Source organism: Oryzisolibacter propanilivorax, assembly GCF_900103645.1.
GTDB lineage: Bacteria > Pseudomonadota > Gammaproteobacteria > Burkholderiales > Burkholderiaceae_C > Melaminivora > Melaminivora propanilivorax.
On record NZ_FNHP01000003.1, the window covers coordinates 316927 to 342836 of the forward strand.

The window sequence follows — 25910 nt, forward strand, 5'->3', positions numbered from 1 at the left end:
GGTCCAGAACAACATTCGGACCAGTCCTGTCGACACCACGACCGGGCAAGGGGAATGCTTGTGAAACTGCGCACCTATATCGTCGAAGACAACGCCACCATCCGCGAGAACCTGATCGGTGCCCTGCAGGAACTGGCCCAGATCGAGGCCGTGGGCACCGCCGAAACCGAGGACGACGGCAAGGCCTGGCTGTCCGAGCACGCATCGCAATGGGATCTGGCCATCGTGGACCTGTTCCTGCGTCAGGGCAGCGGCCTGGGTGTGCTGGCGGCATGCCGCAACCGCTTGGCGAACCAGAAGATGGTAGTGCTGAGCAACTACGCCACCCCGGACGTGCGCATGCGCTGCGCCCAGCTCGGCGTGGATGCCGTGTTCGACAAATCCAACGAAATCGAGGCCCTGGTCGACTACTGCATCGCGCACAGCCACACCCGGGTCGGCGCCGCGCGGGCCGGCTCGCTGGCCAACTGAGGCGCCCCGCCAATCCGACCAGCAAAAAGAAAGGCCAGCGCAAGCGCTGGCCTTTCTTTTTGCTGCGGACAGGAGCGGCACGCCGCCCTACCCAGCATACGACCGATCAATCGATCAACTTGTTCTTCAGGGCGTAGTAGGTCAGGTCGCTGTTGGACGACAGCCCCATCTTTTCCATCAGGCGCGTGCGGTAGGTGCTCACCGTCTTGACGCTGAGCGACAGCGACTTGGCGATCTCGCCGGCCGTCTCGCCCTTGGCCAGTTTCAGAAACACCTGGAACTCGCGCTCCGACAGCTGCTCGTGCGGCGGTGCGTCGTCCTTGCGGTTGAGCTGCTGGGCCAGCAGGTCGGCCACGGCCGGCGTCAGGTAGCGCCGGCCCAGCGAGATGGTGCGGATGGCCTCGACGATCTCCTTGGGTTCGCACTCCTTGTTCAGGTAGCCGCTGGCACCCTGGCGGATCAGGCTGATGGCATAGTGCTCCTCAGGGTAACCGGAGAGGATCAGGATGCCCATGTCCGGCGCCTTGGCGCGCAACATGGCCAGGGCGTCCAGGCCGCTCTGGCCAGGCATGGACAGGTCCATCACCAGTACGTCGATCTCGTGCGTGCGCACCAAGTCGATGGCCTCGCGGCCATTGGAAGCTTCGCCCACCACGCGCAGGTCTACGTGTTCGGAGAGAAACTGCTTCAATCCCGACCGCACGATGGCGTGGTCGTCCACAATGCCGATATTGATCATTGAGCCTTCTTTCATCAGCCGCGCCGGCCGATCGGGCCGCGTGGCATATGGTTTCGGATGCGCTCACCACTGCATGGCGCTGCCAGTGAATGATATGCACTTTCCGGGCCCCGCCGCACAGGAATCTGGAGATGGTCTGACATGAACGCAACGCGTTTGCGCAAGCTGGCCCCGCGCGTGCTGCTGGCGCTGCTGGCGCTGGCGGTGATGGGCGTGCTGCTCGGCATCAACGAGGCGGGCTTCACGCGCTCGCAGCGGGCCGTCGAGGCGCTGGCGCGCACGCATGCCACGCGCGCGGCGCTGGACCAGTTGCTGCAGTCCATGCTGAATGCCGAGACCGGCCAGCGCGGCTACCTGCTGACCGGCGACGAGCGCTACCTGCGCCCCTATGAGTCGGCCGTGGCGTCCATCAACACCCACCTGCAGACCTTGCGCGATGCCTACGCCAGGCAATCCGACGAGCCGGACGCATTCGGCCAGCTGTCGCAGCTGGTGGCGCGCAAGCTCAGCGAGATGCAGCTCACCATCCGCCTGCGCCGCGAGGACAAGGACGATGTCTGGCGCTTCGTGCTGTCCACCGATGTCGGCGAGCAGGACATGAACGCCATCCGCGCCGTGGCCACCCAGCTGCTCGAGCGCAACGCCGAGCACGCCCAGCACAGCGCCGAGCGCATCCACCGCTCGCTGAACCTGTCGCGCGCCGGCATCGCCATCGCCGCCGCACTGGGCCTGCTGGTGCTGTTCCTGTACCTGCGCAACGCGCGCGCCCTGCAGGCCGCGCACCTGCGCGAGCAGCAGGTGCTGGAGCGCGAGCGCGACCGACTGGAGCAACTGGTGCGCGAGCGCACGGCAACCCTGTCGGAGCTGGCGCACCACCTGCAGCAGGTGCGCGAGGACGAGCGTGCCCACCTCGCGCGCGAGCTGCACGACGAACTGGGCGCACTGCTCACCGCCGCCAAGCTGGATGTGGCGCGCCTGAAGTCGCGCATCGACATGGACAATCCGGACAACGTCGAGCGCCTGCAGCACCTGAACGATTCGCTCAATAGCGGCATCGCGCTGAAGCGCCGCATCATCGAGGACCTGCGCCCGTCCTCGCTGTCCAACCTGGGCCTGACGACGACGCTGGAGATCCTGACCAGCGAGTTCGCGCGCCGCAGCGGCATCCAGGTGCAGACCCAGCTGGAGCCGGTATCGCTGAGCGAATCGGCCCAGCTGACCACCTACCGGCTGGTGCAGGAAGCACTCACCAACATCCACAAGCATGCCGGCGCCGACCAGGTGCTGGTGTCGCTGCACGCCCATGCCGGCCAGGTGTCGGTACAGGTGCGCGACAACGGTCAGGGTTTCGACGCCGCGCGCCCCTCCTCGGCGTCGCATGGCCTGACCGGCATGCGCCACCGGGTGGAAGCCGAGGGTGGCCGGCTGAACGTGCGCTCGGTCCCTGGCGAGGGCACGCTGGTGAGCGCCACATTGCCGCGCGTCGAGCCCGCAAGCGCCGCCTGAACGCCATACCAAGGCCCTGCGCGCGCCTGGTGCGCAGCGCGGCGGCAGCGTCCTACACCCCTGCGCGCCGGACACCGGCAGTTCGCGACAGGGCCTCCCTCGTACAGTGAATTCACTCGCTGCGGTGCATGTCACCGGGGCGAATTCCCAGATACAAGGAGGTTTCCATGTTGCATTACGCAGTTGTCTTTCTGGTCATCGCCCTGATCGCTGCCCTGTTCGGCTTCGGCGGTATCGCCGCCGGCGCGGTCGGCATCGCCAAGGTGCTGTTCTTCGTCTTCGTGATCATGGCCGCGGTGACCTTCGTGCTCAGCCTGCTGCGCAAGGGCTGACGCCGCCCCGCTCCGTCTTTTTCCCATCCAACCACCCATCGACGCCAAGAGAGGAACCGACATGGACGCCCAGAACACCACCCAGAAAGCCACCGACGCTGCCCGCAGTGCGGCCGACAGCGTGAGCAACAGCGCACAGGAGGCCGTGCAATCGACCCGGCGCCTGGCCAACGAGGCGCTGGACAAGGCGGAAAGCGGTGTCAAGCGCGTGAAGGAGGAAGTCGATCCGGTGATCGACGACCTGGCCGCCAAGGCCCAGGAATTCGCCAGCCGCAGCATTAACTACTGCGCCGAGACCAGCGAACGCGCACGCCGCCAGTTCAACGACGCGGCCGATGCCACCTGCCGCTACGTGTCGGACCAGCCCGGCAAGTCGATGCTGCTGGCGGCCGCCGCAGGCGCCGCGCTGGCCACGGCCTTGATGATGACGCGCCGCAGCGACCGCTGAAACAGCGCCGGGGCGTACGTCGCCCCGCGCCATAACAAGGAGCACCCACGATATGAATACCTTCAAGGAAGTGCATGGCAACCGCGGAGGGGTGGACCATGAACAGAAGACGCTGAAGCTGGACGAGGAAGCGATCCGCAAGGCAGCTTCGGCCGATCTGGACGACGGCGCCGTCACGCCGGGCTATGGCCCGTACCGCGACTCCATCGTCAAGCTGCTGAACGATGCGTTGGCCACCGAACTGGTGTGCGTGCTGCGCTACAAGCGCCACTACTTCACCGCCGATGGACTGGAGTCCCCGGCCATCGCCGAGGAATTCCTGCAGCACGCCAACGAAGAGTCGGCCCACGCCGACAAGATTGCCGAGCGCATCGTGCAGCTGGGCGGATCACCCAACTTCAATCCCGACTCGCTCAGCGAGCGCAGCCACGCAGACTACGACGAGAGCACCGACCTCAAGGCCATGGTGCGTGCCAACCTGGTCGCCGAGCGCATCGCAGTCGAAACCTACCGCCAGATGATCGAGCTGATCGGCGACAAGGACCCGACCACGCGCCGGCTGCTGGAAGGCGTACTGGCCGAGGAAGAAGAGCATGCCGACGAGCTGAGCGACTGGCTGCGCCGCTGATCTGAGCAGCTATTGCTATCCGGTTTCCATGACCGCGCGGCCGGCGGAGGGTGCAACAGGCCGCAGCGGATGTGCAAGGCACCCAAGAAAACCATCATTTTTTCTACTCACAACTCGATAAGGAAAACACCATGAAGTACGCACGCGCCCTTGCTTTTGCCCTGGTGGCTGGCGCCACCATCGTCTCTACCGGCTGCTCCGTGGCACGCCACCAGCAGACCGTCGGTTCGTATGTGGACGACGCAGGCATCACCACTGCCGTCAAGGCCAAGATGGCCGAGGACAAGTCCGTGTCCGCCACGTCGATCAGCGTGGAAACGCTCAACGGCACGGTGCAGCTGTCGGGCTTCGCCAAGACGCAGACCGAAAAGGATCGTGCCGAAGCCATTGCGCGCAACACCAAGCATGTGCGTGACGTGCGCAACAGCATCGTGGTGCGTCCCTGATGCAGGGGGCCTTTCAGGCCCCCGCCATGAAAAACGCCGCCCTTCCAGGCGGCGTTTTTCTTTGTGCGCTTCCCGAGGCGGTGCCGTTTCGTTTCAGCTCTGGCCCAGCAGCTTGTCGTGCAGGCGCTGCTGCACTTCGGACGAAACGAACTTGTCCACCTCGCCGCCCAGCGAGGCAATCTCGCGCACAAAGGTGCTGCTGATGAACTGGAACTTGTCGCTGGGCGTCAGAAAGACTGTCTCTACCTCGGGCATCAGGTGCCGGTTCATGCCGGCAAGCTGGAACTCGTAGTCGAAATCGGTCACCGCGCGCAGGCCGCGCACCATGGCCTTGGCACCGCGCTGCACGATGAAGTCGCGCATCAGCCCGTCGAAGCTCTCCACCTGCACCTGGGGATAGGGGCGCACCGCCTCGCGCACCATCTCCATGCGCTCATCCAGGCTGAACAGCGTCTTCTTATGGTGTCCGGCCGCCACTGCCACGATCAGCCCGTCGAACAGCTGGGCAGCACGCTTGACCACGTCCTCGTGTCCAAGGGTGATCGGATCGAAGGTGCCGGGGTAGACGGCAAGCACGCGGGACATGGCAGAAGCTCTCCAGAAATGCGGTGGCGCGCATTATGCGGGCGCATGGCGCCCTGCGCCGCACAGAATTCAGGTGTTTCAGGACCCCAGCCCTTGTATTGCATGGGCCTTCAGCTATTTATTCGATAGCAAACAGATCAGCTGCCGGCCAGCGGGCGTAGCAGATGCGCATGCACGGCGCCGGCCTGCAGGTACCGGTGCGGCGCCAGCCCGGCGGGCACCAGGGCGGACGCGTCCCACGGCGCGGCGGCTTCCAGGTAAACCAGGCCGCTGGGTGCCACGGCGCGTGCCGCCGCCTGCAGCGCCGGCAGGAACAGCCCGGTCTGTGCATAGGGTGGGTCGATCAGCACCAGGTCCAGGCTGGCGGGCGCGGCCGCGGCCAGCGCCAGCAGGCCATCGCCGCGCCGTACCTGCACGCGCTCGGCTGCCTGCAGGCGCTGGACGTGGCGCTGCAATTGCGCCACCAAGGCCGGCTCCTGCTCGACCAGCAGCACGCTGGCCGCGCCGCGCGAGGCGGCTTCCAGCCCCAGCGCACCGGTGCCGGCGAAGGCGTCCAGGCAGTGCCAGCCGGCCAGGTCCTGGCCGAGCCAGTTGAACAGCGTCTCGCGTACCCGGTCGGGCGTCGGACGCAGGCCGGGCCGGTCGGCCACCGGCAGCTTGGTGCGCTTCCATTGGCCGCCGATGATGCGCACCTCGCCTGGTGCCTGCGGTGCCGCCCGGCGGGCCTGGCCGGCGGGCCGGGACGCCACGAGCTTGGGACTGCGGGTCATGGCTTGGCCGCCGCCTGTGCGCCGACGATCACCGTCACCATGCGCTCGGGCTGCAGCTTGCGCTGCAGCGCGGCGCGGATGTCGGCCACGGTCAGCGCCTGCACGCGGTCGGTCCAGTGCTCCAGGTAGTCCAGCGGCAGGTCGTTCCAGGCGATATTGACGACGTTGGCCAGCAGCTTGCGGTTGCTGTCGATGCGCAGCGCGAAGCCGCCGATCAGGTTGTCCTTGGCGGCGCGCAGCTCGGCCTCGGTCGGGCCCTCGGCGACATAGCGCTGCAGCACCTGGCGCGTGATCTGCAGCGCCTGCGCCGCCTGGTCGGGCCGCGTCTGCAGGCCGATCACGAAGGCGCCAGCGTTCAGGCCGGGCGAGAAGCCGCTGTACACGCCGTAGGTCAGCCCGCGCGTCTCGCGCACCTCGTGCGTCAGGCGCGAGGTGAAGCCGCCGCCGCCCAGGATATGGTTGCCCACCAGCAGCGCCAGGAAGTCGGGGTCGCGCCGCTCGAAGCCTGGCTGGCCCAGCAATACGTGCGCCTGCGCCGAGGCGAATGGGATGTCTTTCTCGACGGCCTGCGTCAGCGCCGGCACCGGCGGCACGGCGGGCAGCGGCGCGCAGTGCGCGGGATCGCCCGCCGGCAGGCGTGCCAGCAGCGTCTGCACCAGTGCCTGCGCCTGCGGCCGGGTCACCGCGCCGACGATGGACACGCGCGCGCGGCAGGCCTGCACGTAGCGCGTGTGGAACGCCTGCAAATCCGGCACGCCGATGCGCGCCAGCGTCTCGGCGGTGGCGACATAGCCGTACGGGTGGCCGCCATAGACCGCCTTGGCAAAGGCCTTGGACGCGACCGTGCCAGGGCGGGTGTCGGCCTCGCGGATGCTGGCCTGCCAGCGGGCGCGCTCGCGCTCCCAGACGTGGGCCGGGAAGCTGGGCTCGGCCAGCTGGCGCGCCGCCAGGCGCGCGGCGCGCTGCAGCAGGTCGGGCTCGGTCAGCGAGCGCAGGCCGAACACCAGGCCGTCGCGCTCGGCGCCGGCGTCGAAGCTCGCGCCCAGGTCGGCCCAGGCCTCGCCCAGGTCGTTCTCGTCCAGCGCTGGCTCCTGCGGCCCACCGGCGCGCACGCCCTTGGAAGTCATCAGCGCCGCGGCGCTGGCCAGCCCGGCCTGCGCGGCCGGGTCACGGCGCGAACCGGCGTCGAAGTCGATCTGTACGTCGACCATCGGAATCGCCGGGCTCTGCACCAGCCAGACGCGCGCGCCGCTGGCTTCGGTCCAGTGCTCGATGGGCAGCAGCGCCCAGGCCGACTGCGCACAAAAAAGCAGGCCAGCCAGCGTCAGAAAACGGCCTGCAGCTATGTTTTTAATGGTATTGAAGGGATTCATCTGCGGCTTTCCTCAATGCATGCGGCCGGAGGGCACGGCGCTTTCGGCGCGCGCCGGCTGGTTTGCCGGGCGCGGCTGCGGCACCAGCGTGGCGACGGTGAGCTGGTCGTCGCCGAACCAGCGCGCCGCCACCGACTGCACCTCGGCCGGCGTCACACCGCGCAGCAGCTGCAAAAGCCGGTCGTCGGCATCCAGCGGCAGGCCCTGCACCCAGTTGCTGCCCAGGTCGCTGGCCTGCGACTGCAGCGAGTCGCGCGCGTAGATGGTCGAGGCCGCCCACTGCGTGGTCACGCGCGCCAGCTCGTCCGCGCCGATGCCCTCGCGCGCCACGCGCGCCACTTCGGCGCGCAGCGCGCGCTCCACGTCCTGCGCGTTCTTGCCCGCCGCCGGCACGCCGGTCAGCAGGAACAGCGCCGGGCCGCGCCCGACCACCGAGGCGCCGCTGTCGGCACTGTCGGCCACGCGGTCGGCGCCTTGCGTCAGCGCGCGCTGCAGCCGCGCGCCGTCGTAGCCACTGAGCACCGCCGACAGCGCCAGCAGCGCCAGCGCGTCACGGTCGCTGGCCGTCAGCTCCTGCACGCGCTCCAGGCGCGGCGCGCGGAAGGCCAGCGCTACGTAGGCCTGGTCGGCCGGGGCCTTGAAGTCGATGCGGCGGATGCCCTTTTGCTCGGGCTCCTCGCGCGGCTTGCGCACCGGCACCGGGCCGGGCGGAATGCGGCCGTAGGTCTGCTGCGCCAGCGCCAGCACCCGCTGCGGCTCCACGTCGCCGGCGACCACGATCACAGCGTTGGCCGGCACATACCAGCGCGCATGGAAGTCGCGCACGTCCTGCGGCGTCATGGCGTCCAGGTCGCTCATCCAGCCAACCACCGGGCGACGGTACGGCGAGGCGATGAAGGTGCTGGCGTATAGCTGCTCGATCATCGCGGCGCGCGGCTGGTCGTCGGTGCGCATGCGCCGCTCTTCCTTGACGACCTCGATCTCGCGCGTGAACTCCTCGTCGGGCCACTGGTTGTGCGCGAAGCGGTCGGCCTCCAGCTGCATCACGTCGGCCAGGCGCTCGGCCGGGATCTGCTGGTAGTAGCCGGTGTAGTCGCGGCTGGTGAAGGCGTTCTCCTGGCCACCCAGGGCGGCCACGCGGCGCGAGAACTCGCCCGGCGGCACGTCCTTCGTGCCCTTGAACATCATGTGCTCCAGCGCGTGCGCCACGCCCGAGGTGCCGTCCACCTCGTCCATCGAACCGACGCGCAGCCAGACCATGTGCACCGCCGTGGGCGCGCGCCGGTCGGGCTGCACGATCAGCTGCATGCCGTTGGCCAGCTGGAACTGCTGCGCGCCGCTGGGCGTCCCCGCCAGCGCGGCCGCAGCGGGCGCCGGCGCCGGCGCGAGGGCAAGGGTGGAGGGCTGCTGGGCCAGCGCGTGCACGCCCGCCAGCAGGGCGATGAGGGTAAGAGCGCGTTTCATAGAATGGCTGCGATTCTAAGAACCCGCCGATGTTCAGCTTTTTCAAGAAAAAAACCACTCCCACGCCGGACGCAGCCGTCACGCCGGCGCCTGGCGCCGATACCGCCACGGCGCTGCCGGCCAGCGGCCACACGGCGGCGCCAGCGCCCGCCGGACCCACCGACCGCGCCGCCGACCCGGTGCCTGCCGCGCCCGTCCACGGCGTCCCGCCGGGGCCGGCGCAGACCGCCCCAGCGCCCGCAGGCACCGCCCCTGCGGCACAGCCCGCCAGCGCCATGGCCTGGCTGCGCAAATCCTTCGGTGGCGCTGCGGGGCCCGCGCCCGAGGCACCGCCCGCCGTGCCCGAACCCATTGACAAGCCCCTGCCCGAGGGCCTGGCGCGCCAGCACTGGGTCGAGCGCCTCAAGGGCGGGCTGAAGAAGACCGGCACCAGCATCACCACCGTTTTCACCGGCACCAAGATCGACGAGGCGCTGTACGAGGAGCTGGAGGACGCGCTGCTGATGGCCGACACCGGCGTGCGGGCCACGCAGCACCTGCTCGATGACCTCAAGCGCCGCGTCAAGGACACCAAGACCACCCAGCCCGCCGCCGTCAAGGCGCTGCTGGCCGATGCGCTGACCGACCTGCTGCGCCCGCTGGAAAAGCCGCTGGTCATCGGCGAGCACACGCCCACGGTGGTCATGGTCGCCGGCGTGAACGGCGCCGGCAAGACCACCTCCATCGGCAAGCTGACGAAACACCTGGCCGAGCATGGCCAGAGCGTGCTGCTGGCCGCCGCCGACACCTTCCGCGCCGCCGCGCGCGAGCAGCTGGGCGTCTGGGCCACGCGCAACACGGTGGAGATCATCAGCCAGGAAGGCGGCGACCCGGCCGCGGTCAGTTTCGACGCCGTCAGCGCCGGGCGCGCCCGGGGGCGCGACGTGGTGCTGGTGGACACCGCCGGCAGACTGCCGACGCAGCTGCACCTGATGCAGGAGCTGCAAAAGATCCGCCGCGTGATCACCAAGGCGGATGCGAGTGCGCCGCACGAGGTGCTGCTGGTCATCGACGGCAACACCGGCCAGAACGCGCTGGCGCAGGTGCGCGCCTTCGACGACGCGCTGCAGCTGACGGGCCTGATCGTCACCAAGCTGGACGGCACGGCCAAGGGCGGCGTGTTGGCGGCCATCGCCCAGGAGCGGCCGGTGCCGGTGTACTTCATCGGCGTGGGCGAGCGCGTGGAAGACTTGGAAACCTTCAACGCGCGCGAGTTTGCCCAGGCACTGCTGGCCTGACAGGGCAGGCTGCAGAAGCTACACATTCGATAGCTGCAGGCCCTTTACGGACAAGGGCTACAGGGATTTTTGGCTTGAAACCGCAGTGGCCGGGCCGCGGCATCAGGCCGGGCGCGCCTGCGCCAGCTGCCAGACCTGCTCGGCCACCTGCGCCATCTCGGCGCCCTGACGGTACAGGCGCACCTCGATCTCGATGTTCCAGGCCTGCGGGCCGGCCGGCACCAGGCGCCCGTCTTGCAACTCCTGCGCGACCAGTGACTGCGGCAGCCAGGCGATGCCGCGCCCTTCCAGCGCCATGGTCTTGAGCAGCGCACCGTGGTGGGCGGTGAACACCTCGCTCCAGCCCGCCGGGGCGCCGGCCTGGCCGGCCAGCGCCTGCAGCCGGGCGCGCACGATGCGCCCCAGGCCCGAGGCCTCGCTGTAGGCCAGCAGCGGCACGTTGTCCGCCTGCCCGATGGCGTGCAGCGCCCGCCCGTCCGCCCCCCACGGCTGCGGCGCACTGACCGGGCACAGCAGATCCCGGCCCAGGCAGTGCGCCGGGTGGCCGGCCTCGTCGAGCCGCCCGGGCACGCCCGGCCGGGCATGGCACAGCACGAACTGCACGCGCCGCTGCAGCAGCAGCTCCTCGCAGGCGCGCGCGCTGTCCGACAGGGTCTGGATCGGCCCCAGCCGCAGCTGTCCTTCCAGGTGTGCCAGCCAGTGCGCGAAGAAGGTCATCGACAGCAGGTGCGTCACCGCGAAGCGCAGGCTCACGGCCGCCTGGTCGCGCGCCTCCAGCGCCCGGGTACGCGCATCCTCCAGGCGGGTCAGCACCTCCTGCAGCAGCGGCAGGAAGCGCTGCCCAGCGGCGGTCAACGTGGCCGGGTGTGCGCTGCGGTCGAACAGCTCAGCGCCGACCCAGTCCTCCAGCGCCCGGATGTGGCGACTGAAGGCCGGCTGGGCGATGGCGCGCGCCTGCGCGGCGCGCGAGAAGTTGCCGCTGTCCGCCAGTGCCAGGAAATCCTCCAGCCATTGCAGATCCAGGGGGCGGTTGCCAGGTCCCATGCGCTTGCCTGCCTCACGATAGTTGTATGCGTTTCGAGTATTGGACGGCCGGCGGCCTGGCGGCGGATCATGCCGTCCGGCCCATCCGCCCTGCCCGCACGGCCGGCGCGCACTGTAGCGCCGCGCCGGCCCGACTCCCGCATCACTCCACCCGTACACCATGAAGATCGTCAACATCCTCGAATCCACCCGCCCCATTCAATCCGACATCCGCAACGCCTACATCGATTTTTCCAAGATGACGCTGAGCCTGGTGGCGGTGGTCACCGACGTGGTCCGCGACGGCCGGCCGGTGATCGGCTACGGCTTCAACTCCAACGGCCGCTACGGCCAGGGCGCGCTGATGCGCGAGCGCTTCATCCCGCGCGTGCTCGAGGCCGACCCGGCCAGCCTGCTGCAGGATTCCGGCGAGAACCTGGACCCGCACAAGGTCTGGGCGCGCATGATGACCAACGAGAAGCCCGGCGGCCACGGCGAGCGCTCGGTGGCCGTGGGCACCATCGACATGGCGGTCTGGGACGCGGTGGCCAAGATCGCCGGCCAGCCGCTGTACCAGCTGCTGGCCGAGCGCTACGGCAGCGGCACGCCCGACCCGCGCGTCTTCGTCTATGCGGCCGGCGGCTACTACCACCCGGGCAAGGGCCTGGACGGCCTGCGCCAGGAAATGGAGAGCTACCTGGCGCGTGGCTACTCGGTGGTAAAGATGAAGATCGGCGGCGCCAGCCTGGCCGAAGACTGCAAGCGCATCGAGTCGGTGCTGAAGCTGCTGGGCCCGGGCCAGCAGCTGGCGGTGGATGCCAATGGCCGCTTCGACCTGCAGACCGCCCTGGACTACGGCAAGGCCATGTCACAGTACCCGCTGTTCTGGTACGAGGAGGCCGGCGACCCGCTGGACTACGAGCTGCAGGCGCGCCTGGCCGAGGCCTACGCCGGCCCGCTGGCCACGGGCGAGAACCTGTTTTCCATGCAGGACGCGCGCAACCTGATCCGCCACGGCGGCATGCGGCCCGACCGCGACTGGCTGCAGTTCGACTGCGCGCTCAGCTACGGCCTGGTGGAATACCTGCGCACGCTGGACATGCTGCGCGCGCACAGCTGGTCGCCCAGCCGCTGCATCCCGCACGGCGGGCACCAGATGTCGCTGGCGATCGCCGCCGGCCTGGGGCTGGGCGGCAACGAGAGCTACCCCGACCTGTTCCAGCCCTATGGCGGTTTTCCCGACGGGGTACGGGTGCAGAATGGCTACGTCACGCTGCCACCGCTGCCGGGCATCGGCTTCGAAGGCAAGGCGGACCTGATCGCCGAGATGCGCGCCCTGGCCTGCTGAGGCGCCGGGCCGGGTCAGGCGCGAACCTGCCCGGCCAGCCATTCGGCATAGTCGGGCTGCGCCTGCGCCTCCTGGGCCAGCAGCTGTGGCACATCGTAGGGGTGCTGGTCCCGCAGCCAGCGCAGCAGCGCCGGCAGCGCGGTCGGCAGGGTCTTGCACACCAGGCGCCACTCCGCGTCCTCGCATTCGCTGCCCTGCCAGACGTAATGCGAGGTGATAGCCTCGACCTGCACGCAGGCCGCCAGCCGGGCGCGCACCGCGCCCTGCGCCAGCCGGCGCGCGTCCTCGGAGGTGGCAACGGTGGTGGTGACCAGAGTGATTGCGCAGGGTGTGGGCGGCATCGGCATGGGAATGGCAGATAGACGGCGAATCGGCACGCTGCGGCGGCCAGCTCCTACGTTTTTGCGGGAACTTGTGACCTTAGCACTCTATCCAACCGAGTGCTAATATGAGTTACAAGTTACACGAAAGGACATCTGCCATGGCACATCAGACTGCCCCTTCCGCGACCACCGCGCTGGCGCCCGCCGGCGCCTGGGCCGTCGTGCCCCCGCTGGGCAATCTGGACGCCTACATCACGGCCGTGAACCGCCTGCCCCTGCTGACGCAGGAGGAGGAGCAGCGCTATGCGCGCCAGTTGCGCGAGGACGGCAACGTCGAGGCGGCCGGGCGCCTGGTGCTGTCGCACCTGCGGCTGGTGGTCTCCATCTCGCGTCAGTACCTGGGCTACGGCCTGCCGCATGGCGACCTGATCCAGGAGGGCAACGTCGGCCTGATGAAGGCCGTCAAGCGCTTCGATCCGGACCAGGGCGTGCGCCTGGTCAGCTACGCCATGCACTGGATCAAGGCCGAAATCCACGAGTACATCCTGAAGAACTGGCGCATGGTCAAGGTGGCCACCACCAAGGCGCAGCGCAAGCTGTTTTTCAACCTGCGCTCGATGAAGCAAGGCTTCAAGGCCGACGCACTGGACGCCGACACGCACCGCGAGACCCTGTCCGAGCGCGAGATCGACATCGTCGCCGAGCAGCTGAACGTCAAGCGCGAAGAGGTGATGGAGATGGAGACCCGCCTGTCCGGCGGCGACGTGCTGCTGGACCCGTCGCCCAGCGACGACGGCGAGCAGGCCTTCGGCCCCATTGCCTACCTGGCGGACAACGGCCACGAGCCCACCGCCATGCTCGAGTCGCGCCAGCGCGATCAGCTGGCCACCACCGGCATCGCCACCGCGCTGGACAGTTTGGACCCGCGCAGCCGCCGCATCGTCGAGCAGCGCTGGCTGAACGTGAACGACGACGGCTCGGGCGGCATGACGCTGCATGAGCTGGCGGCCGAATACGGCGTCAGTGCCGAACGCATCCGCCAGATCGAGGTGGCGGCGATGAAAAAGATGAAGAAGGCACTGGCCGAATACGCCTGAGCCGGCGCTGCCCTGCGCCTGATAATCGCCAACGCGCAACCCTGCACCGGGTTGCGCGCATTTTTTCGTCTGCACGCCGCTTGGCACCACGCACTGCGCGCCTGCCCGATCCTCCAGGAGAGCATCCATGTCCCGCCTTTTCCCCGCCCGCCGCGGCCTGCTGGCCCTGGCCGCCTTGACCATGGCCGGTGCCTGCGGCATCGCTGCCGCCCAGGGCCCGGCCGCCGCGCCGGCCAAGCCCGGCTGGCCGGCCAAGCCGCTGCGCATCGTCGTCGGCTTCCCGCCGGGCTCGTCGCCCGACCTGACGGCGCGCACCTTCTCCGAGCCGCTGTCGCAGGCGCTGGGCCAGCCGGTAGTGGTGGACAACAAGGTCGGCGCGGGCGGCAACATCGGCGCCGACGCGGTGGCCAAGGCGCGCGACGGCCACACCATCGGCCTGTTCATCAACGGCAACCTGACCATTGCCCGCCTGCTGAACGCGCAGGTGCCCTACGACCCGGCGCGCGACCTGGCGCCGCTGTCGCTGATCGGCGTGTCGCCGCTGGTGCTCACCGCCCCGGTCGGCCAGGAGGGCGTGCCCAGCAGCGACGCGCGCGCCTTCCTGCAGGCGGCGCGCGCCGCCGGCGACCGCTGGAGCTACGGCACGCCGGGCGTCGGCACGGTGGGCCACCTGGGCACCGAGCTGCTCAAGGCGCGCACCGGCATCAACCCGCTGCACATCCCCTACCCCGGCTATCCCCAAGTGGCCACCGCCATGGGCGGCGGGCAGCTGCAGATGGCGCTGTTGCCGCCGGCGCTGGCGCTGTCGCAGGAACGCGCGGGCAAGTTGAAGCGCATCGGCGTGACCTCGGCCGGGCGCAGCACGCTGGCGCCCGAGGTGCCCAGTTTGGCCGAAGCCGGTGTGCAGGACTTCCAGCTGGAGATCTGGAACGCCTTCGCCGCCCCGGCCGACATGCCGGCGCCGGTGCAGGCGCGACTGGCGGCGCTGATTGGCCAGATCGCGCGCAGCCCGGAGGTGCGCGACAAGCTGTTCCAGCAGGGCTGGCAGGCCGTGGGCTCGTCGCCCGAAGGGCTGGCACGGCGCATGCGCGACGACACCGCGGCCATGGGCCGGGTGATTCGCGAGCAGAAGATCAGCGCCCAGTAAGGGAGCGCTCCGCGCGCTGGGCAGGCGCGGCGCGCTCGCGCCGCTGTCAGCCGGCCTGGCCGAGCAGCGCGCGCACGTCGGCCGCCAGCGCCTGGACGCCGCTGCCGTAGCGGTGGTACACCCGCAGCCGGCCCTGGGTGTCGTAGACGTAGCTGCCCGCCGAGTGGTCCATGGTGTAGCTGGTGGGCGTGCTGCCCTCGACGCGCTTGAAGTAGATCTTGAAGTCCTTGGCCACGGCGGCCAGCTGCTCGGGCGTGCCACGCAGCGCGATGAAGCTGGGGTCGAAGTTGGCCAAGTAGGCCTTGAGGACCTCGGGCGTGTCGCGCTCCGGGTCGACGGTGACGAACACGCCCTGCACCCGGTCGCCGTCGGCGCCCAGCGAGCGCTTGACCTCGGCCAGCTCGCCCAGCGTGGTCGGGCACACGTCCGGGCATTGGGTGTACCCGAAGAACACCACCACCACCTTGCCGGCGAAGTCCTTCAGGCTGCGCGGGCGGCCGTTCTGGTCGGTCAGGGGCAGGTCGCGCGCGTAGTCGGCGCCGGTCACGTCCACGCCCTGGAATTTCGGGGCCCTGGGCGAACATCCGGCAACAAAAAGGCCTGCAGCCCCGATGAGCAAAGCGTTGTTAGCTATTTTTTTAAGAGCAAATCGACGGTACATGGGAAACAGGGATCAAAGCAGGTAGTGGTCCAGCAGCAGCGCGGCGAACAGCGCGCTCAGGTGGATCAGCGAAAAACGGAAGGTCTTGCGCGCCAGCTGGTCGGAATACTGGCGCCACAGCCGCCAGCCGTAGGCGCAAAACCCCAGGCCCAGCAGCACCGCGGCCGCCAGGTACAGCCACGAGCTCATGCCATAGACGAAGGGCATCAGGCAGCCAGCGAACAGGATCAGCGTGTACAGAAACACCTGCAGCCGGGTGAACTCGTTGCCGTGCGTCACCGGCAGCATTGGCAGGCCGGACTTGCGGTAGTCCTCCACCCGGTACAGCGCCAGCGCCCAGAAGTGCGGCGGCGTCCACAGGAAGATGATCAAAAACAGGATCAGCGCCTCGGGCGAGACCGCGCCGGTCATCGCCGCCCAGCCCAGCACCGGCGGCATGGCGCCGGATGCCCCGCCGATGACGATGTTCTGGGGCGTCAGGGGCTTCAGGATCACGGTGTAGATGACCGCGTAGCCGACGAAGGTGGCAAAGGTGAGCCACATCGTCAGCGGGTTGACCCAGAGATACAGCAGCGCCGAGCCGGCCGCGCACAGCAGCGCCGAGAACGCCAGCGCCTGCGTGCCCGACAGCTCGCCCCGCGCCGTGGGGCGCCAGGAGGTGCGCTTCATGCGCGCGTCGATGCCGCGCTCGACCAGGCAGTTGAACGCCGCCGCCGCGCCGGCCACCAGCCAGATGCCGGCGCTGGCCACGGCCATGCGGCCCCACTCGGCGGCGGTCGGCAGACCCGGCACCGCCAGCACCATGCCGATGAAGGCACAGAACACGATCAGCTGCACCACGCGCGGCTTGGTCAGGGCGTAGAACTGGGCGACGCGCGACGGCATGCCTGGGGATTGCACGGCGCGCGCGGGTGCCGGGGAAGGAGCCGGTGCGGCACTCATGGACAAATCTCCGTTGCAGTGGGTCGGCGGGTGCCGGCCGCGGTCGCCTGCACAGCGCCCTCTCCGGCCGGTTGCGCGCGGCTGGCCGCCAGCGCCCAGGTCAGCACGACGATCAGCGCCGCGGCGCCGCCGGTGTGCAGCACCGCCGCCGCCAGCGGCCAGTCCAGCACCACGTTGGACAGCCCGGTGGCCAGCTGCGCCGCACCCAGCAGCGCCAGCCAGCGCGCCTGCTGCGGCAGCGCGCCGTGCCGCGCCAGGGCCCAGGCCAGCAGCGCCAGGGCCGCCAACACGGCATACGCGGCCAGCCGGTGCGCGTAGTGGATGGCAGTGAGCGCGGCGAAACTCAAGGGCGCGCCCTCGGCGTTCACACCCAGCGGCCGCCACAGCGCGAAGCCCTCGGAAAACGCCATGTCCGGCCACCACGCGCCCTGGCATTGCGGAAAGGTGTTGCACACCAGCACCGCGTAGTTGGTGCTGACCCAGCCGCCCAGCAGCACCTGCACGGTGACCAGCGCCAGTGTCGCCGCCAGTGCCCGGCGCAGCCACGGTGCCAGGGCCACGCGCGGCGTGCCCTGCGCCAAATGCCCCATGCGCACTGCCTGCGCGCACAGCAGCGCCAGCAGCACCACGCCGCCCAGCAGGTGCAGGGTGACGATGGCCGGGAACAGCTTCATGGTCACGGTGAGCGCGCCGAAGGCGCCCTGCAGGCAGATCCACACCAGGGTGAGCGTGAGCCACCAGGGGTTCGGGCCGGGTGGCGCGGCAGCGCCGGCGCGGCGCGCACGCCGCCGTTCGCGCCAGACCAGCAGCGTCAGCACGATGATCAGCACGCCGACGCTAGAGGCCAGGTAGCGGTGCACCATCTCCACCCAGGCCTTGCCGTGCGTGACCGGGCCGGTCGGCATGGCCGACTGCGCCGCGGCGATCTGCGCCTGCGCGCCGACCGGGCTGGCGCTGCCGTAGCAGCCGGGCCAGTCCGGGCAGCCCAGGCCGGAATCGGTCAGCCGCGTGAAGGCGCCGAACAGCACCAGGTCGAAGGTCAGGAACAGCGTCAGCACCAGCAGCGCCTGCAGCCGCGCGGCCGGCGTGCGCCCGCGGCTCTTGCGCCAGACCCAGGCCAGCGGCACCAGCGCGATCGCCAGGCCCAGCGCCATCAGTTCCAGGGCGGGGGCCAGGTCGTACAGGGGTTGCGCGTCGCCGCTCATCGGCGGGCCTCCGTCTCACGGCCCGGCTGGTCCCACGACGCCGAGGCGCGCAGCAGCCGGTCCAGGTCGCGCTTGGCCTGTGCCGCGCCGGCGCGGTCCAGGTGCGCGGGAAAGCGCATCATCCAGTGGCCCATCGGGTCCACCACATACAGATGGTCGCCCAGCGCCTGGCCGGGCGCGGGCGCCAGCCAGTCCTGCAGCTGCGCCTGCGGCACGTGCAGCACGCGCGCCTGGGCCAGCGCCGGGACGATGTCGGCGGGCGGCGCGGCGGCGTCGGTCACCAGCCAGACCCAGTCCAGCCGCTCCTTCTCGCGGCCCAGCGACTCGCGCAGCTGGCGCTGCAGGTACAGGTTGCTGCGGCAGGTCTCGCCACAGGCGCCGCCGGAGGCGCTGACCAGCAGCCACTGGCCGCGCAGCGCGTCCAGCGGCTGGGCCGTGCCGTCCGGCGCGGTCGCCATCAGGCCGGCGGGAATGGCGCGCTGCGGCTCGATCAGCTGGCCGAAATTGCGCCGGCCCTCGGGGCGGATGACGTAGTAGGTGAAATACGAGGCGATGACCGGGGCCGCGCACACCAGCAGCAGGCCCAGCATCTGCCAGCGCCCGCGGCGCGAGCGCTGCAGCGCGGCCAGTGCGTCGCCCGCCGGCGGCAGGCTGTGCACCGTGAGGCCGAGCGGCTCGTCGGGCAGGGCCGCGGCGGGCGCGGCGCCCCGGTCAAGGCCGGGGGCGAGCGAAGCGTCGGACGAGTTGGAACCAGACATACAGGATTGCCACCAGGGCGCACAGCCCGAACCATTGGAAGGCGTAGCCATAGTGCTTGTCCACGCCGTGGTCCACGGCGGGCCAGTCGCGGGCCAGGCCATCGGCCGGCGCATCCAGCTGCACCACGGACAGGGGCAGCAGCGGCAGGCCGGTCTCGGCGGCAAATGCCGCCAGCCCGAGATTTTGCCGGATGCGCGAAGCCCCCGGTGCCGCAGCCGTCTGGGCGAATTCGTACAGCCGCGCCGGATCGGCCGCCACGCGGCCCTCCAGCAGCACCTCGCCGCCGGGCATCGGCACGTCGGGCAGCTGCGTGCGCTCCAGGAAGTTGCGCGGTACCCAGCCGCGCTGCACCAGCACTACTGCCGGCTCGGCGCCGGCCAGGCGCAGCGGCGTGAGCACGAAAAAGCCCGGGCGGCCGTACATCTGCCGGTTGTCCAGGAACACGGTGTGCTGCGCCAGCCAGTGGCCGCGCAGCCGCACCCGGCGGTGCAGCAGCGAGGCCACATCAGCCGGCTGTGCCTGCAGCAGCGCCGCGGCGGCCAGCGGCGCCTGCCGGTCGCGCTCGTCGATAGCGGCCTGGAGCGCGGCCTTTTGCGCCGCGCGCGACAGCTGCCAGCGCCCGAGCGAGGCGGTCAGCGCCATCGCCGCCAGCGCGGCCAGGGTGACGAGCCAGAAGCGCCAGCCCAGGCGCGCCCGCGCGGGTCTGGCCGGATAATCGGCCGGCATCACCCGCGGGTCCCCACTGGCGCCGGCCCGCTTTGCCCCACCGCGCGGCCAGCCGGCCGCCCACGCCCGGCGACGGGCAGGACCTGCAGCATGACCCTCCTCGTGGCCCTGGCCTTTCTCGCCATCCTTGCCAGCCTGGGCGCGGCGCTGTTCTTCATGCTGCGCGGCAGCCGCCCCGGCGAGGACGACCGCCAGCGCAGCGCGCGCATGGCCTGGGCGCTGGCGCTGCGCGTGGCGCTGTCGGTGGCGCTGTTCCTGTGCCTGCTGCTGGCTTGGAAGCTGGGCTACATCCAGCCCACCGGCCTTCCGGCAAGCAACCGCTGACACCCGCACGCGGCAACGTCAGCGTATCGTGGTTTTTGGATGTTTCAGGCCCGAAGCCTATATAAACCAACGGCCTGCAGCTATGCATTGAATAGCAACAGCAAGTGAAAAAGCGCCTTGCGGCGCTTTTTCCCGGAGCACGCCAAGGCGTTTTCACATCCAGTACACCAGGATGTACAGGCCCAGCCAGACCACGTCCACAAAGTGCCAGTACCAGGCGGCGCCCTCGAAGCCGAAGTGGCGCTCGGGCGTGAAGTGCCCGCTTTGCAGGCGCAGCGTGATGAACAGCAGCATCAGCATGCCCACGAACACGTGGAAGCCGTGGAAGCCCGTGAGCATGAAGAAGGTCGAGCCGAACACGCCCGAGTTCAGCTTCAGGTTCAGCTCGGTGTAGAGGTGGTAGTACTCGTAGCCCTGCACGCACAGGAAGGTGATGCCCAGCAGCACCGTCACCCACATGAAGGCGATGGTGCGCGCGCGCTGGCCCAGGCGCAGCGCGTGGTGGGCGATGGTCAGCGTCACGCCCGAGGTCAGCAGCAGCGCGGTGTTGATGGTCGGCAGCCAGAACGGGCCGACGGTCTGGAACGGCTCCACCGTGCCGGCCGGGGCTGCCGTGGCGCCGGCGGCGATGCTGGGCCAGACCCCCTTGAAGCCGGGCCACAGCAGGCCGTTGTCCAGGCTGCCCAGCGCTGGCACCGAGTGCGCGCGTGCCCACCACAGCGCGGTGAAGAAGGCGCCGAAGAACATCACCTCCGAGAAGATGAACCAGCTCATGCTCCAGCGGTAGGACAGGTCGATCTTGCGCCCGTACAGGCCGCGCTCGCTCTCGTGAGCGGCCTCGCGGAACCACTGGAACAGCACCATCAGCCACCAGGCGATGCCGAACCAAAAGGAATACTGGCCCCACTGCACGCCGTTGATCCACTGGCTGGCGCCCAAGATCACGAAGAACAGCCCGGCCGCGGCCATGATGGGGTGGCGCGACTCCGCGGGGACGAAGTAGTAGGGCGCGGCGCCCGGCGTGGTGGTACTCATCTCGGCTCTCCTCGTTCTTGGTGTGTCTCAACTCGAATCGAATCGCCCTCGCGGGCACGGTCCTGGGGCATCTGCATCGCTACACCACCCACCGGACCAGCAGCATCAGGCCCAGCACCAGGGCAAACAGCGCGATCAATCCGACCAGCACCACGTGCAGCGGCTGGATGTTCTGCAGGTCGCGGCGGTACTCCTCACCCGCGCGCAGGCCGATCAGCGACCAGGCGACGGCGCGCATCGAGCGCAGGAAGGAGGTCTTGCGCGGCGCGCCCGCTGGCGGAGTCTGCTTCATGCCCCACCCCCTGTGCCGGCGTGCTCGGCGGCGGCCGCCGTGGGCGGCGCCGCCGGCGTGCGGCCGCCGACCTCAAAGAAGGTGTAGGACAGGGTGATGGTGGTGACGTCCCGGGACAGCTTGGGGTCTATGACGAAGGCCACCGGCCATTCCTTTTTCTCGCCCGGCTCCAGCGTGTACTGGCTGAAGCAAAAGCACTCCAGTTTCGTGAAGTGCGCCGCAGCCTGGCGCGGCGCGTAGCTGGGGATAGCCTGGGCGGACATGCGGCGATCCTGCACGTTCTGGAACTCATACATGACCGTGGCCAGCTCGCCCGGGTGCACCTGGATGGAGCGCTGCGCCGGCTTGAATTCCCACGGCCCGCGCGCGTTGGCGTCGAACTCGACGGTGATGGTGCGGCTCTTGTCGACCTGGGTGTTGGCGGGCAGGCGGGCATTCGGGCCGGCGCTGCCGTTGCCCGGCACCAGGCGCTCGGACAGCGTCAGGATGTTGATGCCCGTGGCCTCGCAAATGCGCTGGTAGATTGGAATGAGCACGTAGCCGAAGGCGAACATGCCCAGCGCGACGATGGCCAGCTTGCTGACCATCTTCAGGTTTTCCTGCCGTACGCCCATAAGCCTGTGTCCGTCTCTTGCCGCTGGCACGCCGCGCCTTCAGCGCAGCCAGGCCATGCGCACGAAGAAGCCCAGCAGGAACACCAGCGCCATGGACGCCAGGATCAGCGCCAGCCGCAGGTTGGCCTTTCTCTTGTCCTCGGGCAATGGCATGGCAGGGGTCCTTCGCTTTCCAGGGCTGCGCGATCAGCCGATCACGCGCGTGGCGGTGGGGTCGAGCTTGGGCGGCTCGACATAGGTGTGGAACGGCGCTGGCGACGGCACTTCCCACTCCAGCCCCTCGGCGCCGTCCCAGGGGCGCTGCGGCGCCGGCTCGCCATGGCCGCGCATGGCCGGCAGTACGACGAACAGGAAGAAGTACACCTGCATCAGCCCGAAGCCGAAGCCGCCGATGGAGGCGATCATGTTGAAGTCGGCGAACTGCATGGGGTAGTCAGCGTAGCGGCGCGGCATGCCGGCCAGCCCCAGGAAGTGCATCGGGAAGAAAGTCAGGTTGAAGGTGATCATCGAGCCCCAGAAGTGGATGCGCCCGCGTGTCTCGCTGTACATGCGGCCGGTCCACTTCGGGCTCCAGTAGTAATAGCCGGAGAACATCGCGAACAGCGAGCCGGCCACCAGCACGTAGTGGAAGTGCGCGACCACGTAGTAGGTGTCCTGCAGCTGCACGTCCAGCGGCGCCATCGCCAGGAACAGGCCGGTGAAGCCGCCGATGGTAAACACGAAGATGAAGCCCACGGCCCACAGCATGGGCGTCTCGAAGGTCATCGAGCCGCGCCACATGGTGGCCGTCCAGTTGAAGATCTTCACCGCCGTCGGCACCGAGATCAGCATGGTGGCGTACATGAAGAACAGCTGGCCCGTCACCGGCATGCCGGTGGTGAACATGTGGTGCGCCCAGACGATGAACGACAGGATGGCGATGGCCGCCACCGCATACACCATGGAGGCGTAGCCGAACAGGCGCTTGCGGCTGAACGCCGGCACCACCTGGCTGACGATGCCGAAAGCCGGCAGGATCATGATGTAGACCTCGGGGTGGCCGAAGAACCAGAAGATATGCTGGTACATCACCGGGTCACCGCCGCCCGCGGCGTTGAAAAAGCTGGTGCCGAAATGGCGATCCGTCAGCGTCATGGTGATGGCGCCGGCCAACACCGGCATCACAGCGATCAGCAGGTAGGCGGTGATCAGCCAGGTCCAGCAGAACATCGGCATCTTCATCAGCGTCATGCCCGGGGCGCGCATGTTCAGGATGGTGACGATGATGTTGATCGCGCCCATGATGGAGCTGGCGCCCATGATGTGCAGCGAGAAGATGGCGACGTCCATGGACGGGCCCATCTGCAGGGTGAGCGGCGCATACATCGTCCAGCCGGCGGCCGGCGCGCCGCCGGGCATGAAGAACGAGCTCACCAGCATCACGGCGGCCGGGATCAGCAGCCAGAAGCTGAAGTTGTTCATGCGCGCGAACGCCATGTCGGAGGCGCCGATCTGCAGCGGCAGCATCCAGTTCGCGAAGCCCACGAAGGCCGGCATGATGGCGCCGAACACCATGATGATGCCGTGCATGGTGGTCAGCTGGTTGAACAGCTCGGGGTTGACCAGCTGCAGGCCGGGCTGGAACAGCTCGGCGCGGATCAGCATCGCCAGGATGCCGCCGACCATCAGCATGGTGAAGGAAAACAGCAGGTACAGCGTGCCGATGTCCTTGTGGTTGGTGGCGAACAGCCAGCGCTGCAGCCCGGTGGGCGTGGCGTGGTGGTGGTCGTCGTGGCCGTGGCCCGCGCCGCCGTGTCCGTGGTTGTCCAGAACTGCGCTCATGACTTGAATCCTCTTGGAGTCCGTGCGTTGGCTGCTGCCGCGGCGTTACTTGCCGCGCTGCGCCAGGATTTCGGCGGGCTGCACCAGCTGGCCGGTCTTGTTGGACCAGGCGTTCTTGGTGTAGGTGGCAACGGCTGCCAGGTCAGTGTCGCTCAGCTGCGCCCAGGACGGCATGGCGCCGCCACCGGCGCCGTGCAGCAGGACCTGGATCTGCTTGGCGTGGTCCGCGTCCAGCACGATGGACGAGCCGTCCAGCGGCTTGATCGGGCCGGCGCCCTTGCCGTTGGGCTGGTGGCAGGCGGCGCAGTTGGCGGCGTAGACCTTCTCGCCGCGCGGCAGCATGGCCTCCAGGGTCCAGACCTTGTTCGGGTCGTCCTGCTTGGCCGCGGCCTTTTTCTTCTCGGTGTTCACCCAGGCGGTGTACTCGGGCGCCGACACCACCTTCACGTGGATCGGCATGTAGGCGTGCTCCTTGCCGCACAGCTCGGCGCACTGGCCGTAGTAGTCGCCGACCTTGTCGGCCCGGAACCAGGTGTCGCGCACGAAGCCGGGGATGGCGTCCTGCTTGATACCGAAGGCCGGCACCATGAAGGCGTGGATCACATCGTTGGCGGTGGTGATGACGCGCACCTTCTTGCCCACCGGCACGACCAGCGGGTTGTCCACCTTCAGCAGGTAGTTGGCCGGCGCCTGCGACACGTCGCCGCTGTCGGACATGCGCCGATGGCTGCTGTCCAGCGTGGAGATGTAGGCCAGGCCCTCGCCCTCGCCGGCGATGTAGTCGTAGCCCCACTTCCACTGGTAACCGGTGGCCTTGATGGTCAGGTCGGCATTGGTGGTGTCCTTCTGCGCCACCAGCACCTTGGTGGCGGGCAGCGCCATCAGGATGACGATGATGAAGGGGATGACGGTCCAGGCGACCTCGATGGTCACCGACTCGTGGAAGTTGGCCGCCTGGGCACCGCGCGACTTGCGGTGGTTCCAGATGGAATAGAACATCACCGCGAACACGCCCAGGAAGATCACGGTGCAGACGACGAGCATCATCCAGTGCAGGAAGTGCTGCTCCTCGGCGATCTTCGTGACCGGCGGATGCAGGTTGAGCTGGTTGACCGCGGGCCCCCCGGGCAGGTCCTGCACCGCATGGGCTGCCGTGGCCATCCAGGCCATGCCTCCCAGCAGCCATGTGTCCAGCTTCTTGGAAATGCGCTTCATCGTTTTCACTCTTTTCCTCAGCTCCAGTTGACCCATCGCCCGCGGGCCGCGAACACCCCGCAGGGCGGCCGCCGCCCGCCGGCCAGTCCGGACCGCGGCAGGCCGGTCCTTTGTCTCCGCCCGGATCCGAGCGCTGCCGCCGCGCGACTGGCAGCCAGCATGCCGGGCGCCGCCGGGAGCGGCAATCCGCGTTATTCCCGAGCACCAGACACGGACCGGGACATAAAAAAGAACCGGCCGCACTGCCGGTCCTGTTTCCACGTCCTGCCAGCGCGTCCCGGGCAATCCCGGCGACGGCGAGGGGCAACACTCTATCCGCAAGCAAAATTATTGTAGCTTGCATTGATTTACGTCATTGACAAGCTGCTGCACGCAGCGGCGCGGACCGTCAGCGCGGCGGGCGGTTGCGCAGCATGGCGCGCAGGTCCTGCAGCGGCACGCTGCTCTCGCCCGCCACGCGCACCCGGGGGGCCGGCTTGAAGGCGTGGCCGTAGACGATCTCGAAGGTCAGCGCCAGCTGGCCACCGTGCTGCTCGCTGGCCAGACGCTGACCCAGTTGCTGGTGCAGCTGCTCACGCCAGCGCCGCCCGCGCAAGGCGGCGAAGCGCTGCGGATGCAGGTTGCGGCCCAGGCCGCGCAGCTCCTGCAGCAGCCGCTCGGGACTGGCGAAGGTCAGCGTGATGCGCTCCATGTCCATGACCGGCTCGGAGAAGCCGGCATGCACCAGCATGTCGCCCCAGTCGTGCATGTCGGTGAAGGCATGGCCGGGTGCCGGCCAGCCCAGCGCGGCATACAGCGCGCGCAGCTCGCGCAGCGTATCCGGGCCCAGGCAGGAGAACATCAGGTAGCCGTCCACCGCCAGCGCGCGGTGCCACTGCGCGATCAGCGCCTGTGGATCCGCCGCCATGTGCAGCGCCATGTTGGACCACAGCATCTGCACCGCCCCATCCTCGGGCAGCCCGAAGCGCGGCGCGGCGCTGCTCCAGCGCGCCGGGCTCCACCACGGCCTGGCGAAGCGCTCCTGCAGGCGTGCCTGCGCCTGCGGCGAGGAGGTCTCGGCGATGACGCTGGCCGCCTGCGGGAACTGCCCGGCCACCAGCGCATGACCCTGCAGGCCGCCGCGCAGCGGGTCCCAGTCGCACCAGGCGGCCGGCGGCTGCACGATCCACTGCAGCCGCTCGTGCATGCGCCGCGCCACCTCCTCGTGCAGCCAGGGCGCATCCTGCGGTGCGCTGGCATGCCAGCGCGCGGCGGCAACGGGGTCGATGGTCGGGGGCAGGTGTTCGGACATGGGCAAGGCAGGGGGGCGCGATGGCGCAGCGCACAAGCGCGCCAGTAT

The 25910-nt window shown here is 69.2% G+C and carries 30 protein-coding genes; 11 read left to right on the forward strand and 19 right to left on the reverse strand.

Going from position 1 to position 25910, the window contains the following annotated elements; all coding sequences use genetic code 11:
- The first annotated feature begins 60 nt into the window (after positions 1 to 60).
- Entirely contained in the window at positions 61 to 471 is a 411-nt protein-coding gene (locus BLQ61_RS06995) for a response regulator (protein ID WP_091568636.1), read from the forward strand.
- A 106-nt stretch (positions 472 to 577) separates the two neighbouring features.
- Here the strand turns inward: BLQ61_RS06995 and BLQ61_RS07000 are convergent, their stop codons facing one another.
- Entirely contained in the window at positions 578 to 1210 is a 633-nt protein-coding gene (locus BLQ61_RS07000; RefSeq protein WP_091568274.1) for a response regulator, read from the reverse strand.
- 141 nt (positions 1211 to 1351) lie between these two features.
- On the opposite strand from BLQ61_RS07000, the gene BLQ61_RS07005 reads away from it, so the two are divergent.
- From BLQ61_RS07005 to BLQ61_RS07025, 5 genes are all read left to right on the forward strand, one after another.
- Complete coding sequence (locus tag BLQ61_RS07005) at positions 1352 to 2716, forward strand: CHASE3 domain-containing protein (protein WP_091568277.1); 1365 nt, start codon at positions 1352 to 1354, stop codon at positions 2714 to 2716.
- Positions 2717 to 2883: 167 nt separating this feature from the next.
- Complete coding sequence (locus tag BLQ61_RS07010; protein WP_091568279.1) at positions 2884 to 3048, forward strand: DUF1328 domain-containing protein; 165 nt, start codon at positions 2884 to 2886, stop codon at positions 3046 to 3048.
- A gap of 61 nt (positions 3049 to 3109) precedes the next feature.
- A complete protein-coding gene (locus BLQ61_RS07015) occupies positions 3110 to 3496 on the forward strand; it encodes a hypothetical protein (protein WP_091568282.1) in 387 nt (128 codons plus the stop codon).
- A gap of 52 nt (positions 3497 to 3548) precedes the next feature.
- Positions 3549 to 4124: a ferritin-like domain-containing protein gene (locus BLQ61_RS07020; protein WP_091568285.1), complete on the forward strand. Its 576-nt coding sequence runs from the start codon at positions 3549 to 3551 to the stop codon at positions 4122 to 4124.
- A gap of 131 nt (positions 4125 to 4255) precedes the next feature.
- Positions 4256 to 4570, forward strand: a complete 315-nt coding sequence (locus BLQ61_RS07025; protein ID WP_091568287.1) for a BON domain-containing protein — start codon at positions 4256 to 4258, stop codon at positions 4568 to 4570.
- Positions 4571 to 4663: 93 nt separating this feature from the next.
- Here BLQ61_RS07025 and coaD read toward each other — a convergent pair whose 3' ends face one another.
- The 4 genes from coaD to BLQ61_RS07045 all read right to left on the reverse strand — a co-directional run bounded on the left by coaD (position 4664) and on the right by BLQ61_RS07045 (position 8762).
- Entirely contained in the window at positions 4664 to 5155 is a 492-nt protein-coding gene (gene coaD, locus BLQ61_RS07030) for a pantetheine-phosphate adenylyltransferase (RefSeq protein ID WP_091568290.1), read from the reverse strand.
- Between the two features lie 137 nt (positions 5156 to 5292).
- Positions 5293 to 5925, reverse strand: coding sequence for a 16S rRNA (guanine(966)-N(2))-methyltransferase RsmD (rsmD, locus tag BLQ61_RS07035; protein ID WP_091568292.1), 633 nt, complete (start codon positions 5923 to 5925; stop codon positions 5293 to 5295).
- Positions 5922 to 7298 carry a M16 family metallopeptidase gene (locus BLQ61_RS07040; RefSeq protein WP_091568294.1) on the reverse strand — a complete coding sequence of 459 codons (1377 nt, stop codon included), beginning with the start codon at positions 7296 to 7298 and terminating at the stop codon, positions 5922 to 5924. Before BLQ61_RS07040 ends, rsmD begins: the two co-directional genes overlap by 4 nt.
- 12 nt (positions 7299 to 7310) lie before the next feature.
- Positions 7311 to 8762 carry a M16 family metallopeptidase gene (locus BLQ61_RS07045; RefSeq protein WP_091568295.1) on the reverse strand — a complete coding sequence of 484 codons (1452 nt, stop codon included), beginning with the start codon at positions 8760 to 8762 and terminating at the stop codon, positions 7311 to 7313.
- Between the two features lie 29 nt (positions 8763 to 8791).
- Here BLQ61_RS07045 and ftsY point away from each other — a divergent pair, with 29 nt between their 5' ends.
- Positions 8792 to 10039 carry a signal recognition particle-docking protein FtsY gene (gene ftsY, locus BLQ61_RS07050; RefSeq protein WP_091568299.1) on the forward strand — a complete coding sequence of 416 codons (1248 nt, stop codon included), beginning with the start codon at positions 8792 to 8794 and terminating at the stop codon, positions 10037 to 10039.
- A 102-nt stretch (positions 10040 to 10141) separates the two neighbouring features.
- Here ftsY and BLQ61_RS07055 read toward each other — a convergent pair whose 3' ends face one another.
- Positions 10142 to 11083 carry a LysR family transcriptional regulator gene (locus BLQ61_RS07055; RefSeq protein ID WP_091568302.1) on the reverse strand — a complete coding sequence of 314 codons (942 nt, stop codon included), beginning with the start codon at positions 11081 to 11083 and terminating at the stop codon, positions 10142 to 10144.
- A 160-nt stretch (positions 11084 to 11243) separates the two neighbouring features.
- Here BLQ61_RS07055 and BLQ61_RS07060 point away from each other — a divergent pair, with 160 nt between their 5' ends.
- Positions 11244 to 12410, forward strand: coding sequence for a mandelate racemase/muconate lactonizing enzyme family protein (locus tag BLQ61_RS07060; protein WP_091568304.1), 1167 nt, complete (start codon positions 11244 to 11246; stop codon positions 12408 to 12410).
- Between the two features lie 14 nt (positions 12411 to 12424).
- Here BLQ61_RS07060 and cutA read toward each other — a convergent pair whose 3' ends face one another.
- Positions 12425 to 12757 carry a divalent-cation tolerance protein CutA gene (gene cutA, locus BLQ61_RS07065; protein ID WP_425415613.1) on the reverse strand — a complete coding sequence of 111 codons (333 nt, stop codon included), beginning with the start codon at positions 12755 to 12757 and terminating at the stop codon, positions 12425 to 12427.
- Positions 12758 to 12891: 134 nt separating this feature from the next.
- On the opposite strand from cutA, the gene rpoH reads away from it, so the two are divergent.
- Together rpoH and BLQ61_RS07075 are read left to right on the forward strand one after the other, a co-directional pair.
- Positions 12892 to 13830 (forward strand): RNA polymerase sigma factor RpoH, encoded by a 939-nt coding sequence (gene rpoH, locus BLQ61_RS07070; protein ID WP_091568307.1) that lies wholly within the window; start codon positions 12892 to 12894, stop codon positions 13828 to 13830.
- 127 nt (positions 13831 to 13957) lie between these two features.
- Entirely contained in the window at positions 13958 to 14977 is a 1020-nt protein-coding gene (locus BLQ61_RS07075) for a Bug family tripartite tricarboxylate transporter substrate binding protein (protein WP_091568310.1), read from the forward strand.
- Positions 14978 to 15023: 46 nt separating this feature from the next.
- On the opposite strand, the gene BLQ61_RS07080 is transcribed toward BLQ61_RS07075, so the two are convergent.
- From BLQ61_RS07080 to BLQ61_RS07100, 5 genes are read right to left on the reverse strand one after another with little or no spacing between them, the layout of a single operon-like run.
- On the reverse strand, positions 15024 to 15638 hold the full coding sequence (locus BLQ61_RS07080; RefSeq protein ID WP_175488236.1) for an SCO family protein: 615 nt from the start codon (positions 15636 to 15638) through the stop codon (positions 15024 to 15026).
- Positions 15639 to 15650: 12 nt separating this feature from the next.
- Positions 15651 to 16580, reverse strand: coding sequence for a heme o synthase (cyoE, locus tag BLQ61_RS07085; protein ID WP_091568312.1), 930 nt, complete (start codon positions 16578 to 16580; stop codon positions 15651 to 15653).
- Positions 16577 to 17785 (reverse strand): COX15/CtaA family protein, encoded by a 1209-nt coding sequence (locus BLQ61_RS07090; protein WP_091568315.1) that lies wholly within the window; start codon positions 17783 to 17785, stop codon positions 16577 to 16579. The genes cyoE and BLQ61_RS07090 overlap by 4 nt, the downstream gene beginning before the upstream one ends.
- The gene (locus BLQ61_RS07095) at positions 17782 to 18543 is read right to left on the reverse strand and encodes a hypothetical protein (RefSeq protein ID WP_091568317.1); all 762 of its coding nucleotides are present in this window, start codon (positions 18541 to 18543) and stop codon (positions 17782 to 17784) included. Before BLQ61_RS07095 ends, BLQ61_RS07090 begins: the two co-directional genes overlap by 4 nt.
- Complete coding sequence (locus BLQ61_RS07100) at positions 18497 to 19270, reverse strand: SURF1 family protein (RefSeq protein WP_091568319.1); 774 nt, start codon at positions 19268 to 19270, stop codon at positions 18497 to 18499. Before BLQ61_RS07100 ends, BLQ61_RS07095 begins: the two co-directional genes overlap by 47 nt.
- Positions 19271 to 19360: 90 nt before the next feature.
- Here BLQ61_RS07100 and BLQ61_RS07105 point away from each other — a divergent pair, with 90 nt between their 5' ends.
- On the forward strand, positions 19361 to 19594 hold the full coding sequence (locus BLQ61_RS07105; RefSeq protein WP_091568322.1) for a twin transmembrane helix small protein: 234 nt from the start codon (positions 19361 to 19363) through the stop codon (positions 19592 to 19594).
- A 153-nt stretch (positions 19595 to 19747) separates the two neighbouring features.
- Here the strand turns inward: BLQ61_RS07105 and BLQ61_RS07110 are convergent, their stop codons facing one another.
- The 7 genes from BLQ61_RS07110 to BLQ61_RS07135 all read right to left on the reverse strand — a co-directional run bounded on the left by BLQ61_RS07110 (position 19748) and on the right by BLQ61_RS07135 (position 25862).
- Complete coding sequence (locus BLQ61_RS07110) at positions 19748 to 20629, reverse strand: cytochrome c oxidase subunit 3 (protein WP_091568325.1); 882 nt, start codon at positions 20627 to 20629, stop codon at positions 19748 to 19750.
- Positions 20630 to 20708: 79 nt separating this feature from the next.
- The gene (locus tag BLQ61_RS07115; protein WP_091568327.1) at positions 20709 to 20921 is read right to left on the reverse strand and encodes a DUF2970 domain-containing protein; all 213 of its coding nucleotides are present in this window, start codon (positions 20919 to 20921) and stop codon (positions 20709 to 20711) included.
- On the reverse strand, positions 20918 to 21535 hold the full coding sequence (locus tag BLQ61_RS07120) for a cytochrome c oxidase assembly protein (protein ID WP_091568330.1): 618 nt from the start codon (positions 21533 to 21535) through the stop codon (positions 20918 to 20920). The genes BLQ61_RS07115 and BLQ61_RS07120 overlap by 4 nt, the downstream gene beginning before the upstream one ends.
- A gap of 39 nt (positions 21536 to 21574) precedes the next feature.
- Positions 21575 to 21688 carry a cytochrome oxidase small assembly protein gene (locus tag BLQ61_RS17445; RefSeq protein ID WP_217629382.1) on the reverse strand — a complete coding sequence of 38 codons (114 nt, stop codon included), beginning with the start codon at positions 21686 to 21688 and terminating at the stop codon, positions 21575 to 21577.
- Positions 21689 to 21721: 33 nt separating this feature from the next.
- Complete coding sequence (gene ctaD, locus BLQ61_RS07125; protein ID WP_091568332.1) at positions 21722 to 23356, reverse strand: cytochrome c oxidase subunit I; 1635 nt, start codon at positions 23354 to 23356, stop codon at positions 21722 to 21724.
- A gap of 45 nt (positions 23357 to 23401) precedes the next feature.
- The gene (gene coxB, locus BLQ61_RS07130) at positions 23402 to 24571 is read right to left on the reverse strand and encodes a cytochrome c oxidase subunit II (protein WP_091568335.1); all 1170 of its coding nucleotides are present in this window, start codon (positions 24569 to 24571) and stop codon (positions 23402 to 23404) included.
- Positions 24572 to 24959: 388 nt separating this feature from the next.
- Complete coding sequence (locus BLQ61_RS07135) at positions 24960 to 25862, reverse strand: biotin synthase (RefSeq protein WP_091568337.1); 903 nt, start codon at positions 25860 to 25862, stop codon at positions 24960 to 24962.
- Between the last annotated feature and the right edge of the window lie 48 nt (positions 25863 to 25910).